Source organism: Lentzea roselyniae, from assembly GCF_039537795.1.
Taxonomy (GTDB): Bacteria; Actinomycetota; Actinomycetes; order Mycobacteriales; family Pseudonocardiaceae; genus Lentzea; species Lentzea atacamensis.
Map to the genome: position 1 here is coordinate 146,176 of NZ_BAABBE010000001.1, position 16,335 is coordinate 162,510.

Here is a 16,335-nt window from a genome sequence, read left to right on the forward strand (position 1 = left end):
GAGACTTCCCGCATGAAGGCTCTCGTCAAGGTCGCCGCTGGGCCTGGCCTCGAACTGACCGACGTTCCGGACCCCACGCCGGGGCCGGCCGACGTGGTCGTGAGAGTGCTGCGGACCGGCATCTGCGGTACCGACCTGCACATCGACTCGTGGGACGACTGGGCGGCCCAGAACATCAATGCGCCGCTGGTCCTCGGGCACGAGTTCGTCGGCGAGGTCGTGGAAACGGGCGCCTCGGTCACCGGCGTCAAGATCGGTGACCTGGTCAGCGGCGAGGGCCACCTCGTGTGCGGGACGTGCCGCAACTGCAAGGCGGGGCGCCGGCACCTGTGCGCCAACACGCGTGGTCTCGGCGTGCATTCCAACGGGGCGTTCGCGCAGTACGTCGTGTTGCCCGAGCAGAACGCGTGGGTGCACCGCACGGCGGTCGACCTGGATGTGGCCGCGATCTTCGACCCGTTCGGCAACGCCGTGCACACCGCGTTGAGCTTTCCCGTCATCGGCGAGGACGTGATCATCACGGGCGCCGGGCCGATCGGGATCATGGCCGCCGCCGTCGCGAAGCACGCGGGTGCGCGCAACGTCGTGATCACCGACGTGTCCGAGCACCGGCTGGACCTCGCGCGCAAGGTCGGCGTCGACCTCGCGGTGAACGTCGCCGAGAAGACGATCGAAGACGCTCAGCGGGAGCTCGGCATGGCCGAGGGCTTCGACGTCGGCATGGAGATGTCCGGCAAGCCCACGGCTCTGCGGGACATGATCGCGAACATGGCGCACGGCGGTCGCATCGCGATGCTGGGGCTGCCCGCGGAGGAGTTCCCCGTCGACTGGAGCAGCGTCGTGCTGAAGATGCTGCACATCAAGGGGATCTACGGCCGCGAGATGTTCGAGACCTGGTACTCGATGACCGTGCTGCTGCAGCGCGGCCTCGACCTCGCACCGGTCATCACGCACCGGTACGACCACACGCAGCACGCGGAGGCGTTCGCCACCGCGCGCGAAGGCAAGTGCGGCAAGGTCATCCTCGACTGGACGGGAGCCTGATGTACGGCGAGCTGAAGAACGACCTCCGCAAGACGATCGACGAGATCAGGGAGGCCGGGCTCTACAAGGCCGAGCGCGTGATCGGCACCCCGCAGAACGCCGCCGTCCGGGTCGGGCAGGGCGACGAGGTGCTGAACTTCTGCGCCAACAACTACCTCGGTCTCGCCGACCACCCGCGCCTGATCGAGGCCGCGAAGACCGCGCTCGACGAGTGGGGCTTCGGCATGGCGTCCGTGCGGTTCATCTGCGGCACCCAGGAGCCGCACAAGGAACTGGAGCGCAAGATCTCCGAGTTCCTCGCGACCGACGACACGATCCTCTACAGCTCGTGCTTCGACGCGAACGGCGGCCTGTTCGAGACGCTGCTCGGCGCCGAGGACGCGATCATCTCCGACGAGCTGAACCACGCGTCGATCATCGACGGCGTGCGGCTGTCCAAGGCTCGCCGCTACCGCTACAAGAACCGCGACATGGACGACCTGGAGCGCCAGCTCAAGGACTCCGCCGACGCCCGCTACCGGCTGATCGCGACCGACGGCGTCTTCTCGATGGACGGCTACCTCGCGCCGCTGGACGAGATCTGCGACCTGGCCGAGCGGTACAACGCGCTGGTCATGGTCGACGACTCGCACGCCGTCGGCTTCACCGGCCCGACCGGCCGCGGCACCCCGGAGCTCTTCGGCGTGCAGGACCGCGTCGACATCGTGACCGGCACGCTAGGCAAGGCGCTGGGCGGTGCGTCCGGCGGCTACACGTCCGGTCGCGCGGAGATCGTCGAACTGCTGCGGCAGCGCTCACGCCCGTACCTGTTCTCGAACTCGCTCGCGCCGTCGATCACCGCGGCCGCGATCGCCGCGCTGGACATGCTCTCCAGCTCGTCCGAGCTGCTCACCCAGCTGCGGTCGAACACCGAGCTCTTCCGCCGGCGCATGACCGAGGAGGGCTTCGACCTGCTGCCCGGTGAGCACCCGATCATCCCGGTGATGATCGGTGACGCGGCCGAGGCGGCCAGGCTGGCCGACCTGCTGCTGGAGCAGGGCATCTACGTGATCGGCTTCTCGTACCCGGTGGTGCCGCACGGCAAGGCGCGCATTCGCACGCAGATGTCGGCCGCGCACACCACGGAGGACGTGAACCGGGCGGTCGACGCGTTCGTCGCCGCACGAGCGAAGATGTGATCCGGGACAGAGTGCTGTAAGAATCCTGACGATTCGCGCACTACCTCGTGAAGAGGGAGGGGCGATCGTGGAGGACTTCTGCGCGGTGTACCGCGAGTGCTACCCACGCGTGCTCACCTATGCGGCGAGTCACGCGGGTGCGCGGCTCGCGGAGGACATCACCAGCGAGACCTTCACGATCGCCTGGCGCAAACTCGACCAGATGCCCGCCAACGCGTTGCCGTGGCTGCTCGGCATCGCCCGCAACCTGGTGCGCGAGGCCCGCAGGCAGGCGCGGCACGCCGAGCTCGTCGACGCTCCGGCCGGGGACGACTACGCGGTGGTCGAGCTGCGTGAGGCTCTCACCGGGTTGGCACCGGCGGACCAGGAGGTGCTCACGCTCATCGCGTGGCACGGGCTGTCCGCGGCCGAGGCGGCGCAGGTCCTGGGCTGCTCCACCGCGACGTTCTTCGTGCGGCCGCATCGCGCACGGCGACGACTGCGGCGTTCTCTCTCCTCATCGACCACCGACCGAGTGAGGGAGTCATGGGGGACTTGCTGAAGGACCTCGCCCGGACCCGTCCGTCCACACCGGACGTCGACCCGGAGCGCATGGAACGAGACCTCGCCCGGATCACCTCACTGCCCAGTCCACGCGACTGGGCGTGGGCGCCTTCCTTCACGCGACGGTTCGGGCCGGTGCTGGTCGCGTTCGCCGCGGTGGTGTTGCTCGTGCTCGCGATCCTGCCGTCCGACCGCACCAGGCAGTTCGCCGATCCGCAGCCGTGGTGGCACGTGCTGACGCGGAACACCTCGTTGCTGCTCGTCGGTGACCCGGCGAACCCGTACGTCATGCGGATGGTTTCCGACACCGACGAGTGGTTCGCGCCGGGCCGGCACGTGAAGGTCAGCCAGCTGAGCGGCCTGGTCGCCCCGAAGTCGGCAAACGACGACGCCCGGTGGGTGACGGCCGGTGCACCGATGGTGGTGCCGATCGTGGGCATGAACCACAACTTGCGCGTCGGCCAGATGCGGCCGGGTGCGTGGAAAGACGACATCTCGACGTTCGGGACCATCCCCTACGAGGAGATCGGCAACCTCTTCACGGACGTCAGCGCCTCGGGCTCCGGGGTCAGGCCTCCTCGGGAACCCGGCCAGATGATGCGGCTCGCGATCGCCCCGCTGCGCGACGACCAGCGACAGGCGCTGCTCGCACTGCTCAGGACCTCGGCGAGGGACCTCGGCAGGGTGACCCTGCCGGACGGCCGGGTGGGAGTGGGCGTGGCACTGGCACCTGTGGAGTCGCAGTTCGGCACCGTGGAGGAACAACTGGTCGTCGACGAGCGGACCGCGCAACCGATCGTCCACCAGCAGGTGCTGACCACCTCCAGGCACGGGCTCCCCGCGGGCACACCGATCTGGTCCGAGGAGTACCTCCACCTCGGCCTGGCCGACGGCGCGACAGGCCCGCCCGACGTGAACGCGATCGGCGAGCCGGTGCCCCCCATCGTGAAGCGGTGAGCTTCCGAGATCTGCGGAAAGTCTTGCTGCTACCCGATCGTCGTGCTCGTGCCGCCTATAGCTTGCCGCTCGTGAGACTGTCGCTCCGCATGGCCACCCTCGCTGCAAGGGCCGCGTTGAGCCTGCCCGACCCGGTCATCCGCGCGATCCTCGGCGCACCCGTCGAGGTCGAGGGTGCGCAGCTGAGTCCCACGGCTCAGCTGCTGATCGCGCTGGAACGGTTCGTGCCGAGGAAAGAACCTCAGGCGGTTCCGGATCTGGAGGCGGCGCGCAGGGACTACGACATCGTGTCTTCCGTGATGCACGCCGGCGTCACGCGTGACGTGCAGGTGCGCGACACCGTCGTGGTCGGCGCACGGGGACCGGTTCCGGCGCGGGTGTACAGCCCTGCCGACGCCTCCGGTCCGCTTCCCCTGCTGGTGTTCTTCCACGGCGGCGGTTTCGTGGTCGGCAGTGTGGCCAGCCACGACGGCATCTGCCGCTTCCTCAGCCGGCATGGCGGCGTGCGGATCGTGTCCGTCGAGTACGCACTCGCGCCGGAACACCCGTATCCGGCCGCGGTCGACGACGCTTATGCCGCGTACCTGCACGTCGTCGCGAACTTGAACCACTTCGGCGTTGCCTGCGGCACGGTGGGCGTCGGGGGTGACAGCGCAGGCGGAGCGCTCTCGGCCGTTGTGGCGCAACGGTGTGTCGATGACGGGGTCGCGGTGCCGGCCTTCAACCTGATGCTCTACCCGGCCGTCGACGGGATGGGGGAGCATCCGGCGCGTCAGCTCTTCGGGCGCGGTTACTTCATCGAGACCGACATGATCGACTGGTACCGGTCCTGCTACTCACCGGATCTCGAGCGGCTGTTCGAGCCGTACGCCTCACCGTTGCGCGCTCCCGGTTTCGGCGGGCTGCCGCGGACCTGTGTGGTCACGGCGGGCTTCGACCCGCTGCGGGACGAGGGAACCGAGTACGTGGAACGGCTGAGGGCCGCCGCGGTGCCGGTGACACACCTGCACTGCGACGGGTTGGTGCACGGGTTCGCTTCGTTCCTGTCCTGCGACCGGCACGCTCGGCGCGCGATGCTGAAAGTCGCGGCGGAACTGCGTTGCATGGCTGCGGCGGCCATCATGAGCGGGTGATCGACCCACGACGGCTCCGCGTGCTGCGCGCACTCGCCGACCACGGCACCGTGACGGCTGCAGCTTCCGCATTGCATCTCACGCCGTCAGCGGTGTCGCAGCAGCTCGCGGCACTGGAGTCCGAGGCAGGACATCCGTTGCTGCTCCGGAAAGGACGACGGGTCTCGCTCACGCCCGCCGGTGAGTTGCTCGTCGCACACGCACATGTCGTTGCGGCAGAACTGGAACGCGCACAGGCCACTTTGGACGCTCTCACCTCCGGAACCGCCGGACGGGTGGCGGTGGCCGCGTTCGCGTCGGCGATCACGCAGGTGGTCGCTCCCGCGCTGGCGACGTTGAAGGAACGGTCGATCGAGCTGTCCGTGCGGGATGCCGAGGGACACGAGAGTGTTCGGTTGTTGCTGGACGGCGAGATCGACGTGGCGATCACCGAGGAACACCGCTCGACGGACCGCTTCACCACGTTTCCGCTCTACACCGAGCCTTTCGACGTGGTGCTGCCGCCGGACCACCCGCTCGGGGGCGGGCCGGTCGAACTGGCGGCGCTGGCCGACGAGGACTGGGTCGTGACGCTGCCGGGGAACCCGCTGCGGGACGTCGTGGAGATGGCGTGTGCGCAAGCCGGGTTCGCGCCGCGGATCCGCCACACGTCTGACGACTTCCGGGCCATCGAGGCGTTGGTGGCGGCCGGGGGCGGGGTGGCGTTGGCGCCGCGGAACGCCGTCGGTGGGGTGCGCATGGCAGCCGTGCGTCAGGTGGTGGCCGGTGTGGCGCCATTGCGGCGAGTGGTGGCGGCTGTGCGCAGAGGGTCAGAAGACCATCCGTTGATTCGCGTCGTGATTGATGAGCTGTGTACTGCGCACCTCTGACCAACGCCTACCGCAGCGCCCGTAACCGGGCGAGGTTGTCGGCGAGATAGCTGCGGCAGAACGCGAGGTGTTCCGCGTTGTCGTAGCCGCGGGGCCCGAACTCGATGATGAGCAGCAGGCTCAGGTAGAGCTGGTACAGGGCCAGGCGGTGCTGGAAGGCGGGCGTGAAGTCGAGAACGCCGCCGGCTTCGGTGTAGCCGCGGACCAGGTCGCTGTCCGGGCCGGTGTCGCCGCCGAACACCAGCGAGACCAGTTCGGCCGCCGGGTCACCCCAGAACGCCCGCTCGTGGTCGATGAGCCCGACGATGCGGGACCCGTCGATGAAGATGTTGCCCGGCCAGAGGTCGAAGTGGATCAGGGCGGGCTTGGTGACCTCGTCGAGGGCGTAACCGCCGTCGGCGACCAGGGTCCGGATCTCACCGGGTGTCACGCCCAGTTCGGACTGCCATCGTGCGGCGTCTTCCAGCAGCGCGTCCACCATGGCGGTGAAGGCCGTCCGCCAGTCCGGAGCGGACAGCGCCGCCTCCTCGGCCGGGTAGCCGAACCGCCCGTCCTCCGAGGTCAGGGTGTGCAGACGCGCGGTGATCGCGCCGAGTTCGCGCCGCAACGCCCGCTGGGTGGCCTCCGGCAGGTCGCCCGCCTTGTCCCACGTGGTGCCCTCGAGGACGGAGACGGCGAGGAAGTCCTCGCCCGCGTGGAGGAGTTCGGGTGCCGGTACGCCCGGCAGGGTCGCGAGCCGCCGGTAGACCATGGCCTCCGTCGCCATGATGCCGCGCTCGTACCGCAGGACCGGGACCTCGGCCGGTGGTGCGAGCTTGACGACGGCGGCCCGGCCGTCGTCCAGCCGGACGCGGTAGGCCGTGTTGAACCAGCCGTCGGTCAGCTCGGCTTCCACCCGGCACCCGATGCCGGCAGAGCCGGACATCAGGGCGTCGAGTTCTCCTGGAGACAGGCGGCGCTTGGTCTGACTCTGCACCAGCCCCAGGTTAGTGCGGTGCGCGTGCCGCGAGCTTCGCCGTCGCCGGGTCGCCCGCAGCCAGCGCGCCACGGGCGGCGAGCTGGCAGATGTCCATGCTCGAGGTGGCGAGCTTGGCGCCCACGTCGGCCAGCGCCGTGTGGTTCATCGACAGCGACGTCACGCCCATGCCGATCAACACGCACGCGAGCAACGGGTCTGCCGCGGCCTCACCGCACACGCCGATCGGCTTGCCTGCGGCCGTGGCCGCCTCACCGACCTGCGCGATCAGGCGCAGCAACGCCGGCTGCCACGGGTCGTTCAGCGCGGCCACGCCACCGAGCTGGCGGTCGGCGGCGAAGACGTACTGGGCCAGGTCGTTGGTGCCGATGGAGATGAAGTCGACGACCTGCAGGATCTCCCGCGCCGACAGGGCGGCGGACGGTACCTCGACCATCACGCCGGCCCGCTGGATCCCCGCCTGACGGGCACGCGCGACGAACCACGAGGCCTCGGCGGCGGTGGCGACCATCGGGGCCATGACCGAGACCTCGGCGCCGGACGACGCGGCCGCGGCGGCGATGGCTTCGAGCTGGCGGTCCAGCACGTCCGGACGGTCGAAGGCGACACGCAGGCCGCGGACGCCCAGCGCCGGGTTGGGCTCGGGGTCCGGGCTCAGAAACGCCAGCGGCTTGTCCGCACCCGCGTCGAGGGTGCGCACCACAACCGGCTTGCCCTTGAACGGCGCCAGCACAGCCTCATATGCAGCAGTCTGCTCAGCAACGGTCGGCTCCTCCGCGGCGTCGAGGAAGCAGAACTCGGTGCGGAAGAGGCCCACACCCTCTGCTCCGGCGGCGGCTGCAGCGGCGGCGTCCGCGGGAGAACCCACGTTGCCGAGGACCTTCACGCGGTGGCCGTCCTTCAGCACACCCACGCCGTTCCACGAGGCCTTCCTGCCCGCACCCGCGGCTCGGACCTTGCCGTCCGACTCGCGGACCTGACCGGTGTCGCCGTCGACCTCCAGAGCGGGGACCTCCAGAGCGAGCACGCCACGGCACGCGACGACAGCCGGGATGCCCAGCGAACGAGCCAGGATCGCGGTGTGCGAGGTGGGGCCACCCTCCTCGGTGACCAGCGCGAGGACCTTCGACGGGTCGAGGCCCGCGGTGTCGGCCGGCGCGAGGTCGCGCGCCACGAGCACCGACGGCGCCACGAGGTCGGGGACGCCGGGTGCGGGCAGGCCCAGGAGCTCGGCGACCACCCGGTCGCGGACGTCCTGGACGTCGCGGGCGCGTTCGGCCATGTAGCCACCGGCCGCCTGCAGGGCCGTGACGAACTTCTGCGCGGCCTGGTGCACCGCGCGGGCCGCCGGCAGCGACTCCTCGACGACGAGCTTCTCGGCGGACTTGATCAGGGACGGGTCGCCCGCCATCGCCGCCGTCGTTTCCAGCACGGCGCGGGCCTCGCCCTCGACGGTCTTCGCGCGCTCCATCAGGCGCTGCGCCACGACCTCGGTCGCCGGGCGGATGCGGGACGCCTCTTCCTTCGTATCCGCAGGTCGCGGACCCAGCGGAGGTTCTGGCAGGGTCTCGGCGACCCTGACCACTGGGCCGGAAGCCCGGCCGCTGCTGACACCGACACCGCTCAGCCGCGCGCTCGACATGGTCTAGACCATACCCTTCCACCGGGAACCGACGACAGCTCAGTGTGACTAATTCAAGGGCGGGATGCGGAAGGCCGCTGAGCTGGTCGTCGTGGCGTAACGCAAAAGTGCGTCGCCCTCGGTCATCCGATACATCGTGTTCACAAACGTCTTCAGCTCGCGCTGGTAGGAGATGAAGAGCAGACCCTCGGCGTAGTTGTAGGAGCGCCGCAGCATCAGGCCCGCACCCGCCGTCAACGGGTGTGCCCGCCGGACGTGCGCGTCGGCCGGGATGACGTACTCGCCGTCGGGGGTCTTTGCCGACAAATCGACCTCGTCGCCGCCGGACAACGGCACCGCGTCGCGCTTCCGCCGCCCGAAGATCCGCTCCTGCTCACCCACCGGCAGAGCGGCGAACCCGGCGACGTCGAGCTTGATCCGGCGCACGACCGCGATGGTCGACCCGTCCGGCCGCCAGACCTCCTGCTCGAACTCCGCCGGGGTCTTCGGCACGACGATGCCGTCCCTGAACCCCAGCACGTTGGTGCGGTCGGAGTTGCAGAACCCCTGCTCACGCCAGCGCAACCGACCCTCCGGCCGCAGCCGGGCGGCCGCGTCCCGCACAGCGCCGGCGTCGTCCCCGCAGATCTGCAGGAACAGCTTCCCGCCCAGGTCCTGCGGCCGGACCGCGTCACCGGGGAACTCCGGCAGCCCGTCGATCCCGTGCCCCCACGTCACCGTGACCGACGAGCTGACCTGCACAGACGGCAATGCGTGCGCGTCCCACACGGAGATGTCGGCGTGCAGCTGCTGCGGCGTGACGACACCTGGCTGTCGTTCGGGCGTGCCACAGCCACCCAGTAGTCCAATAGCAGCAGCACCGTACAGCAGACAGCGGCGCGATAGTTGACCCACAGGGCCAGTGTGGCACTAGGCTGAACGGCGCAGTACGGTGACCGGCTGTGCGCGCTCCGTACACGTTTGTTGCACTGCTCCTGGTCGCCGGGTGCTCACCGGCGGCGCAACCGAAGCTCGGCCCCGAGATCAACGTCCCGGCGCAGCTGAACACCATCCAGGCTGCGGTGGACGCAGCACAGGAAGGCGCCACCATCGTCGTCGCACCCGGCGTCTACAAGGAGTCCGTGCAGGTCAGAACCAAGGGCCTCACGATCAGGGGAACCCAGCGCAGCAGCGTGATCATCGACGGGGAGGTCAAGCGCGCCAACGGGATCGTGGTCACCGCACCGGACGTCTCGGTGCAGAACCTGACGGTCCGCAACCACACGCTGAACGGCGTCCTCATCACCGGATTGAGTGAGAACGGCGGGATGGGCCGCGGCAGCAACGGCTACACCAAGCTGGACACGCAGAAGTTCCCGCCGCTGCAGGGCTTCCGCGTCTCGTACGTGACGGCCAGCAACAACGCGCTGTACGGCATCTACGCGTTCGACGCCCAGCACGGCGTGATCGAGCAGAGCTACGCGAGCGGCAGCGCCGACTCCGGCTTCTACGTCGGGCAGTGCAAGCCGTGCGACATCGTCGTGCGCGACAACGTGGCCGAGCGCAACGCCGTCGGTTACGAGGGCACGAACGCGTCCGGCCAGATGTACGTGCTGGGCAACAGGTTCAGCGGCAACCGCGTCGGCATGACCTCGAACGCCGACTACCAGGAGGCGTTCGTGCCCCAGGAGGACGCCACGTTCGTCGGCAACCTCGTGTCGGAGAACGCCGAGGCGCTCTCACCCGCGCAGGCCGACGGCGCGTTCGGGCTCGGCATGGGCATCGCGGGCGGCACGAAGAACCTGGTGTCCCGCAACCTGATCACCGGCAACCCCGGGACCGGCGTCGCGATCGGGTCCAGTGAGGACCTGGCGCCGCTGGACAACCGGTTCGACGACAACGTGCTGACCCGCAACGGCCAGGACGTGCTGTACGTGGCCACGCAACGGGCGCCCGGCAGGAACAACTGCTTCGACGACGGCCACTGCTACGGCGGTGTCGGCGCCCCGTTGCCGAAACCCGCCGCGCCGCGCGGAATCCCGTTCAACCAGGTCGCCGCGCCGCCGAACCAGCCGGACATGCCTAGCGGCCCGTTGCCGGACAAGGTACCGAACGTCGAGAAGTACGGCGTGCCGACCGAGGACCTGTTCGTCGACCGGGCGACGGTGCGGTCGTGAAGAAGACCGTCCTCGCCCTCGCGCTCCTGATGACCGCCTGCAGCACGGCGCCACACCCGCGGCCGCTCTCGATCCCCGAGGCGGAACGCCTGGCACTGGTCCGGTTCTCCAACTACACGACCGGCGTCAGCACGTTCACCGCGTCCGTCCCGTCGCCCGGCGGAAAGCTCGTGCTGGACGGCCGGGTCGACTTCGTGAACCACCTCGGCTACGCGGGCATGCGCACGGACGGCCGCGACGACGAGTTCTCCAAGGGCCTGGTGCAGTGGAACCTCGGCCGCATGGCGTTCGGGACGACGCCGTCCACCAAGCCGGTCGACCCGGTGCCGGCGATCGACTGGCAGGTGAGAGAACTGCGGGAACGCGGCTCCGAACTGGACGGCGCGCTCAGGCTGCTGGTGAACCTCGGCTCGGACCGGCCGGAGAACGCCCAGCTGCTGCTGCAGAGCTCGGCGCGCTGGCTGCGATCGGACAAGATCGGCGACACGGCCGTGGACGTCTTCGAGGGACCGAAGCAGAAGAACGCGGCGGACGCACGGCTGCGCTACTGGCTCGACGCGGATGGCAAGCTCCGCCGGCTGGAAGCCAAGCTGGGCAACCAGCAGGAGCTCGCCGTCTTCGACTTCACCGGATCGGGTGAGCCGGTGAAGGTCATCCCATCGCTGGCGAGCTGACCTCGGCGGCCGTCGGATAGGACGGCTGCGCACCGGCCTTCGTGACGGACAGGGCGGCGACCTTCGCGGCGTACTTCGCGGCGTCGACGAGCGTGTCGCCCTCAGCGAGCCGGGCGGACAGCGCGCCCGCGAACGCGTCACCGGCGCCGGTCGTGTCCACGACCTCGGCGACCTCGATCGACGGCACTTCGGTGATGCCTTCCTCTGTCACCACGGCGGCACCGCGCGCGCCGAGCGTGACGACCGCGGACTTCGGACCGAGCTGCAGCAGGCCGTCGAAGCCGGGGGCGAGCTGCGCGGCCTCGTGCTCGTTCACGATCAGCACGGTGAGCTGCCGCAACGTCTCCGCGGGCAGCTCGGCGACCGGCGACAGGTTCAGCACGGTCCACACACCGGCCTTCGAGGCCACGCCGATCGCGTGGACCACCGTCTCCAGCGGCACTTCCAGCGAGCACGTCAGAACCTGCGCACCGTCGAACGACACGGCGTCCACATCGGACGATGAGACGTCGGCGTTGGCACCGGGCGAGACGACGATGGAGTTCTCACCGTCCGGAGTCACGGTGATGTAGGCGATGCCGGTCGGCCGCGCGGAGGTCTTCACCAGTTTCGTGTCGACACCGGACGACTCCAGCGACTCGCGCAGCAGCGAGCCGTACCCGTCGCCACCGACAGCACCGATCAGCGCGACGGAAGCACCGACGCGAGCGGCGGCAACGGCGGTGTTCGCGCCTTTGCCGCCGGGCAGCACTACGGTGTCGCCGCCGAGCACGGTCTCACCGCCGGCGGGCCGCCTGCCGACCTCGACCACGAGGTCGGCGTTGGCGGACCCGAGGACAAGCAGAGGATTCGTCACTTGATGAACTCTGCCACGTTCTGCTTCGTGATGACCTTCACCTCGACGTCCACGACCTGCTGAACGGGCTCGCCCTTGGCGGCCTTGACCGCCTGCTCGACGGCCTTGGAGCCGAGCTGCTTCGGCTGCTGCGCGATGGTCGCGACGAGCGTGCCGTCCTGGATCGCCTTCAGGCCGTCCGGCGTGCCGTCGAAGCCGACGACCATGACGTCCTTGCCCGCACGGGCGCCGAGGGCCTTGATCGCACCGAGCGCCATCTCGTCGTTCTCGGCGAAGATGCCCTTGATGTTCGGGTGACCCTGCAGCAGGTTCGTGGTCTCGTTGAGGCCCTTGGCGCGGTCGAAGTCCGCGACGGCGGTGGCGACGACCTTGATGTTTCCGCTGTTCAGACCCTGCTCGAAGCCCTGGCCGCGGTCACGCGACGCCGACGCGCCGGAGATGCCCCGCAGGTGCGCGACCTCGCCGGAGGTGGCGCGGCCGAGCTCGATGGCCGCGAGGCTGCCGCCCGACACGTTGTTCGAGGCGACCTCGGCGGCGACCTTGCCCTCGACCGAGCGGTCGACCGAGATCAGCGGGATGTTCGCCATCTCGGCGGCCTTGGCGGCCGGCGCCGACTGCTTGGAGTCGACCGGGTTCAGGATGATCGCCTTGACGCCCTGGGTCACCAGCGTCTGCACCTGGTTGACCTGGTTCGTCGCGTCGTTCTGCGCGTCCATCACGGTCAGCTTGGCGCCGAGCTGGTCCGCCATCGCCTGCGCACCCTGCTGCAGTTCCACGAAGAACGGGTTGTTCAAAGTGGACACCGCGAGGCCGATCGTGATGCCGCTACCTCCGGACGCCCCAGTACCGCTGCACCCGGTCGCCAGCAGAGCGGCGGCGCCGAGGGTCAGCGCGATCCGTCGGGTCACCTTCATTGGTGTCTTCCTTACGTGTTCGGGATATCTCAGCGACGGCGAAGTGAGTCGAGCAACGCGGCAAGAGCGATCACCGCGCCGATGACGACCTGCTGCCAGAACGGCGGCACTTGCAGCAGGTTGAGGCCGTTGCGCAGGACGGCGAGCACAAGTGCGCCGACCAACGTCCCGGTGGCGCGGCCAACGCCACCGGACAGCGACGCACCACCGATGACAACCGCGGCGATGGCGTCGAGCTCGTAGCCGGTCGCTGCCTGCGGACCGGCGGACCCGAGCCGTCCCGCGAGCACGAGGCCCGCGGCGGCGGCGAACAGGCCGGAGAGGGCGTAGATCCAGAGCTTCTGCTTGCGCACGTCGATGCCGCTGAGCTTCGCGGCTTCCTCGTTGCCGCCGATCGCGTACATGCGGCGGCCGAGGTTCGTGCGGGTGAGGATCAGGCCGGTGATGCCGAAGAACAGCAGCATCAGCAGCAGCGGCAACGGCACCATCGGCGCGAGGTTCGAGCCGAGGAACGTCACCACGGCGTCGGTCTCGTGCGGCTGACCTTCGGAGATCACCAGCGTGAGACCGCGCGCGACGCTGAGCATGGCCAGCGTCGCGATGAACGGCGGCAGCTTGCCGTAGCTGATCAACGCGCCGTTGACGAGACCGCACAGAGCGCCGACGACGAGGCCGACCGGGCCGGCCGTGAGTGCGCCGACCATGGCGGCCAGTGCGGCGATGCTGCCGACGGACAGGTCGATGCCACCGGCGACGACCACGAACGTCATGCCGAACGCCATGATCGCGATGACCGCGGCCTGGACGCCGACGTTGACCAGGTTCTGCGCGGAGAGGAACGTCGGCTGCATGATCGCGATCACCAGCGCGAGCAGCAGAAGCCCGGCCAACGCTCCGTTCTCAGCGATGAATTTTTGGGGCGTACGGCGATTGCTGCTGATCGTGGTCATGCGGAGATCTCCTGCACGGCGAGTGCCATCACCTGGTCTTGGGTCGCGTCCTTCGGCAGCTCACCGGCCACCCGGCCGTGTGCCATCACGACGACGCGGTCACTCATCCCGATCACCTCGGGCAGGTCGCTGGACACGAGCAGCACGGCCCGGCCCTGCGCGGTCATGCGGTTGATGAGCTCGTAGATCTCGACCTTGGCGCCGACGTCGACGCCGCGCGTTGGCTCGTCGAGGATCAGCACCTTGGGGTCGGCCAGCAGCCACTTGCCGATGACGACCTTCTGCTGGTTGCCGCCGGAGAGCTCCTTCACCGGCTGCTCGACGCGGCCCTTGATCCGGAGCTTGCCCGCGATGTCGTGCAGGCGCTTCTCGTCGCGGTTCGCCAGCGTCGCCAGTTCGAGGTTCTGGCCGACGGTCGCGGTGAGCACGAGGCCCTGGCCCTTGCGGTCCTCGGGGACGAGGCCGAGGCCTGCCTTGATCGCGGCCTGGACGTTGTTGCGGGGCAACGGCTTCCCGTCGACCTCGACACTGCCGTAGTCGTAGTCGTCCACGCCGAACGCCGCCCGTGCGACCTCGGTGCGTCCGGCGCCGACCAGGCCGGCGATGCCGACGACCTCACCCGCGTGGACCTCGATGTTGATGTCGCGGAAGACGCCTCGCCTGGTGAAGTTCGAGATGCGCAGGAGCGGCTTGCCGCGACGCTGCCGGGCGCGCGGGTACTGCTCCTCGATCGGGCGGCCGACCATCAGCTCGATCATGTGCTGGGTGGTGGCGCGCGGGCCGAGGACTCCGACGCTGCGCCCGTCGCGCAGGACCGTGATGCGGTCGGCGATGCGCTGGATCTCGTCCAGGTGGTGGGTGATGAAGACGAGGCCGACGCCGTTGTCGCGCAGCTGAGCCATGATCTGCAGCAGCCGGTCGGTCTCGGTGTCGGTGAGGACCGCGGTCGGCTCGTCGAGGATCAGCACGCCGGCGTCCTTGTCGAGCGCGCGGGCGATCTCGATCATCTGCTGCTGGGCGATGCCCAGGTCCTTGACCTTGGCGTTCGGGTCGACGTTCAGAGCGACCCGGTCGAGCAGCTCGGGTGCACGGCGGCGCATCTCGGCGCGGTCGACGAAGCCGAACTTCCTGGGCAACCGGTTGAGGAACAGGTTCTCCGCGACGCTCAGCTCCGGGACGAGCGCGAGCTCCTGGTGGATGACGGCGAGGCTGGCCTCGCCCTCGATCGTGCCCTCGTCGTGGCTGTGGATGCCCGCGAGGACCTTGACCAGGGTGGACTTGCCGGCGCCGTTCTCGCCGAGCAGGACGTGCACCTCTCCGGCGTTGATGTCGAGGTCGACGCCGTCCAACGCCCTGGTGGCACCGAACTGCTTGGTGATGCCGCGGGCGGTGATGAGCGCTTTCACAGCTCGGCCTCCCCGCACGAACCGCGCAGCACGAGCTTCGCGGAGAGGCGGACGTCGTCGGGTTGCTGACCATCGATCAGCGCCAGCAGGCTGCGGGCGGCCGCGCGGCCCATCTCAACGGTCGGCTGGGCGATGACCGTGATCGGCGGGTCGAGCAGCGGGAACCACGGCTGGTCGTCGAACACCGCGATCGCGATGTCGTGCGGAATCCGCAAGCCGCGGGCCTTGATCTCGCCCAGTGCGCCGAGGCCCATGAGGTTGTCCATCGCGACCAGCGCGGTGACGCCGTCGTCGATCAGCTTCGCGGCGGCCTGGCTGCCGCTCTCCTGCCGGAAGTCGCCGTGCACGATCTGCGCCGCGCCACCGAGCGCTCCGGTGAACACGTCGCTGCGTTCTCTCCCGGTGGAGGTGTCCGGCGGGCCCGCGATCACGCCGATGCGGGAGTGGCCGGCGCCGACGAGCCGCCGGGCGAGCGCGGTCAATGCCTCGCTGCCGTCGGCGCGGACGACGGGGCATGTGGCGCCCCTTACCGTCCGGTCGAGCAGGACGAGCGGTACGCCGCCTGCGCTCACTTCGCGAACCAGGCTCGGGTCGTCGGTCGCGGGGCACAGCAGGAGGCCGTCCACCCGGCGGTCGAGCAGGGTGCGCACGTAGGTGGCCTCCTGCTCGGCGCTCTCGTCGGCGTTCCCGATCACGACGCAGTAGCCGTGTGACCGGGCTTCGTCCTCGACCGCTCTGGCGATCTCGGCGAAGAACGGGTTCAGCAGGTCGCTGATGACCAGACCCAGGGTCTGGGTGCTGGTGGTCCTGAGGGATCGCGCGAGGGCGTTGGGCCGGTAGCCGAGTTCCTCGATCGCGGCGAGCACCCGCTCGCGGGTCTCGGGGGTCGGCGCGGCATGGCCGTTGAGCACGCGCGACACGGTGGCCGTGGAGACGCCTGCGTGCTGCGCGACGTCCTTCATGGTCGTCACGGACGAGAAGTTAATCGATTACACGGCTGTCCAGTCAAGCCGGATGAGTAGGTGTACGGATGTCAC

General features: G+C 69.4%; 16 protein-coding genes. 8 read left to right on the forward strand and 8 right to left on the reverse strand.

Going from position 1 to position 16,335, the window contains the following annotated elements:
• Positions 1-12 precede the first annotated feature (12 nt).
• From tdh to ABFX45_RS00760, 6 genes are all read left to right on the forward strand, one after another.
• Positions 13-1,044 (forward strand): L-threonine 3-dehydrogenase, encoded by a 1,032-nt coding sequence (tdh, locus tag ABFX45_RS00735; protein WP_109629977.1) that lies wholly within the window; start codon positions 13-15, stop codon positions 1,042-1,044.
• Positions 1,044-2,222 carry a glycine C-acetyltransferase gene (locus ABFX45_RS00740; RefSeq protein ID WP_109629981.1) on the forward strand — a complete coding sequence of 393 codons (1,179 nt, stop codon included), beginning with the start codon at positions 1,044-1,046 and terminating at the stop codon, positions 2,220-2,222. The genes tdh and ABFX45_RS00740 overlap by 1 nt, the downstream gene beginning before the upstream one ends.
• 67 nt (positions 2,223-2,289) lie before the next feature.
• Positions 2,290-2,763, forward strand: a complete 474-nt coding sequence (locus tag ABFX45_RS00745) for an RNA polymerase sigma factor (RefSeq protein WP_346126848.1) — start codon at positions 2,290-2,292, stop codon at positions 2,761-2,763.
• Entirely contained in the window at positions 2,748-3,722 is a 975-nt protein-coding gene (locus ABFX45_RS00750; RefSeq protein WP_346126850.1) for a hypothetical protein, read from the forward strand. The genes ABFX45_RS00745 and ABFX45_RS00750 overlap by 16 nt, the downstream gene beginning before the upstream one ends.
• Before the next feature lie 71 nt (positions 3,723-3,793).
• Positions 3,794-4,855: an alpha/beta hydrolase gene (locus ABFX45_RS00755; protein ID WP_346126852.1), complete on the forward strand. Its 1,062-nt coding sequence runs from the start codon at positions 3,794-3,796 to the stop codon at positions 4,853-4,855.
• On the forward strand, positions 4,852-5,724 hold the full coding sequence (locus ABFX45_RS00760; RefSeq protein ID WP_109629996.1) for a LysR family transcriptional regulator: 873 nt from the start codon (positions 4,852-4,854) through the stop codon (positions 5,722-5,724). The genes ABFX45_RS00755 and ABFX45_RS00760 overlap by 4 nt, the downstream gene beginning before the upstream one ends.
• 7 nt (positions 5,725-5,731) lie before the next feature.
• Here the strand turns inward: ABFX45_RS00760 and ABFX45_RS00765 are convergent, their stop codons facing one another.
• The 3 genes from ABFX45_RS00765 to ABFX45_RS00775 are packed head-to-tail and all read right to left on the reverse strand — an operon-like array spanning position 5,732 to position 9,236.
• A complete protein-coding gene (locus ABFX45_RS00765) occupies positions 5,732-6,700 on the reverse strand; it encodes a phosphotransferase family protein (RefSeq protein WP_346126854.1) in 969 nt (322 codons plus the stop codon).
• Positions 6,701-6,710: 10 nt separating this feature from the next.
• On the reverse strand, positions 6,711-8,342 hold the full coding sequence (gene ptsP / locus ABFX45_RS00770) for a phosphoenolpyruvate--protein phosphotransferase (RefSeq protein ID WP_109630001.1): 1,632 nt from the start codon (positions 8,340-8,342) through the stop codon (positions 6,711-6,713).
• Between the two features lie 48 nt (positions 8,343-8,390).
• Positions 8,391-9,236: a Dyp-type peroxidase gene (locus ABFX45_RS00775; RefSeq protein WP_346126857.1), complete on the reverse strand. Its 846-nt coding sequence runs from the start codon at positions 9,234-9,236 to the stop codon at positions 8,391-8,393.
• A 47-nt stretch (positions 9,237-9,283) separates the two neighbouring features.
• Between ABFX45_RS00775 and ABFX45_RS00780 the strand changes: the two genes are divergently transcribed.
• Positions 9,284-10,498 carry a right-handed parallel beta-helix repeat-containing protein gene (locus ABFX45_RS00780; RefSeq protein ID WP_346126859.1) on the forward strand — a complete coding sequence of 405 codons (1,215 nt, stop codon included), beginning with the start codon at positions 9,284-9,286 and terminating at the stop codon, positions 10,496-10,498.
• On the forward strand, positions 10,495-11,172 hold the full coding sequence (locus ABFX45_RS00785; RefSeq protein WP_109630008.1) for a hypothetical protein: 678 nt from the start codon (positions 10,495-10,497) through the stop codon (positions 11,170-11,172). The genes ABFX45_RS00780 and ABFX45_RS00785 overlap by 4 nt, the downstream gene beginning before the upstream one ends.
• Here the strand turns inward: ABFX45_RS00785 and ABFX45_RS00790 are convergent.
• The 5 genes from ABFX45_RS00790 to ABFX45_RS00810 are packed head-to-tail and all read right to left on the reverse strand — an operon-like array spanning position 11,150 to position 16,260.
• Positions 11,150-12,028, reverse strand: a complete 879-nt coding sequence (locus ABFX45_RS00790; protein WP_346126862.1) for a ribokinase — start codon at positions 12,026-12,028, stop codon at positions 11,150-11,152. The two genes, ABFX45_RS00785 and ABFX45_RS00790, sit on opposite strands and share 23 nt — an antisense overlap.
• The gene (locus ABFX45_RS00795; protein ID WP_109630017.1) at positions 12,025-12,942 is read right to left on the reverse strand and encodes a substrate-binding domain-containing protein; all 918 of its coding nucleotides are present in this window, start codon (positions 12,940-12,942) and stop codon (positions 12,025-12,027) included. Before ABFX45_RS00795 ends, ABFX45_RS00790 begins: the two co-directional genes overlap by 4 nt.
• A gap of 29 nt (positions 12,943-12,971) precedes the next feature.
• Complete coding sequence (locus tag ABFX45_RS00800) at positions 12,972-13,892, reverse strand: ABC transporter permease (protein WP_346126864.1); 921 nt, start codon at positions 13,890-13,892, stop codon at positions 12,972-12,974.
• A complete protein-coding gene (locus tag ABFX45_RS00805) occupies positions 13,889-15,298 on the reverse strand; it encodes a sugar ABC transporter ATP-binding protein (RefSeq protein ID WP_346126866.1) in 1,410 nt (469 codons plus the stop codon). The genes ABFX45_RS00800 and ABFX45_RS00805 overlap by 4 nt, the downstream gene beginning before the upstream one ends.
• Positions 15,295-16,260, reverse strand: coding sequence for a LacI family DNA-binding transcriptional regulator (locus ABFX45_RS00810; RefSeq protein WP_346127316.1), 966 nt, complete (start codon positions 16,258-16,260; stop codon positions 15,295-15,297). Before ABFX45_RS00810 ends, ABFX45_RS00805 begins: the two co-directional genes overlap by 4 nt.
• Positions 16,261-16,335 lie beyond the last annotated feature (75 nt).

What these genes read in the sequence shown, in the direction of transcription:
- tdh (WP_109629977.1), top strand. Translation starts at nt 13, where the DNA reads ATGAAGGCTCTCGTCAAGGTCGCCGCTGGGCCTGGCCTCGAACTGACC.
- ABFX45_RS00740 (WP_109629981.1), top strand. Translation starts at nt 1,044, where the DNA reads ATGTACGGCGAGCTGAAGAACGACCTCCGCAAGACGATCGACGAGATC.
- ABFX45_RS00750 (WP_346126850.1), top strand. Translation starts at nt 2,748, where the DNA reads ATGGGGGACTTGCTGAAGGACCTCGCCCGGACCCGTCCGTCCACACCG.
- ptsP (WP_109630001.1), bottom strand. Translation starts at nt 8,342, where the DNA reads ATGTCGAGCGCGCGGCTGAGCGGTGTCGGTGTCAGCAGCGGCCGGGCT.
- ABFX45_RS00795 (WP_109630017.1), bottom strand. Translation starts at nt 12,942, where the DNA reads ATGAAGGTGACCCGACGGATCGCGCTGACCCTCGGCGCCGCCGCTCTG.
- ABFX45_RS00800 (WP_346126864.1), bottom strand. Translation starts at nt 13,892, where the DNA reads ATGACCACGATCAGCAGCAATCGCCGTACGCCCCAAAAATTCATCGCT.
- ABFX45_RS00810 (WP_346127316.1), bottom strand. Translation starts at nt 16,260, where the DNA reads ATGAAGGACGTCGCGCAGCACGCAGGCGTCTCCACGGCCACCGTGTCG.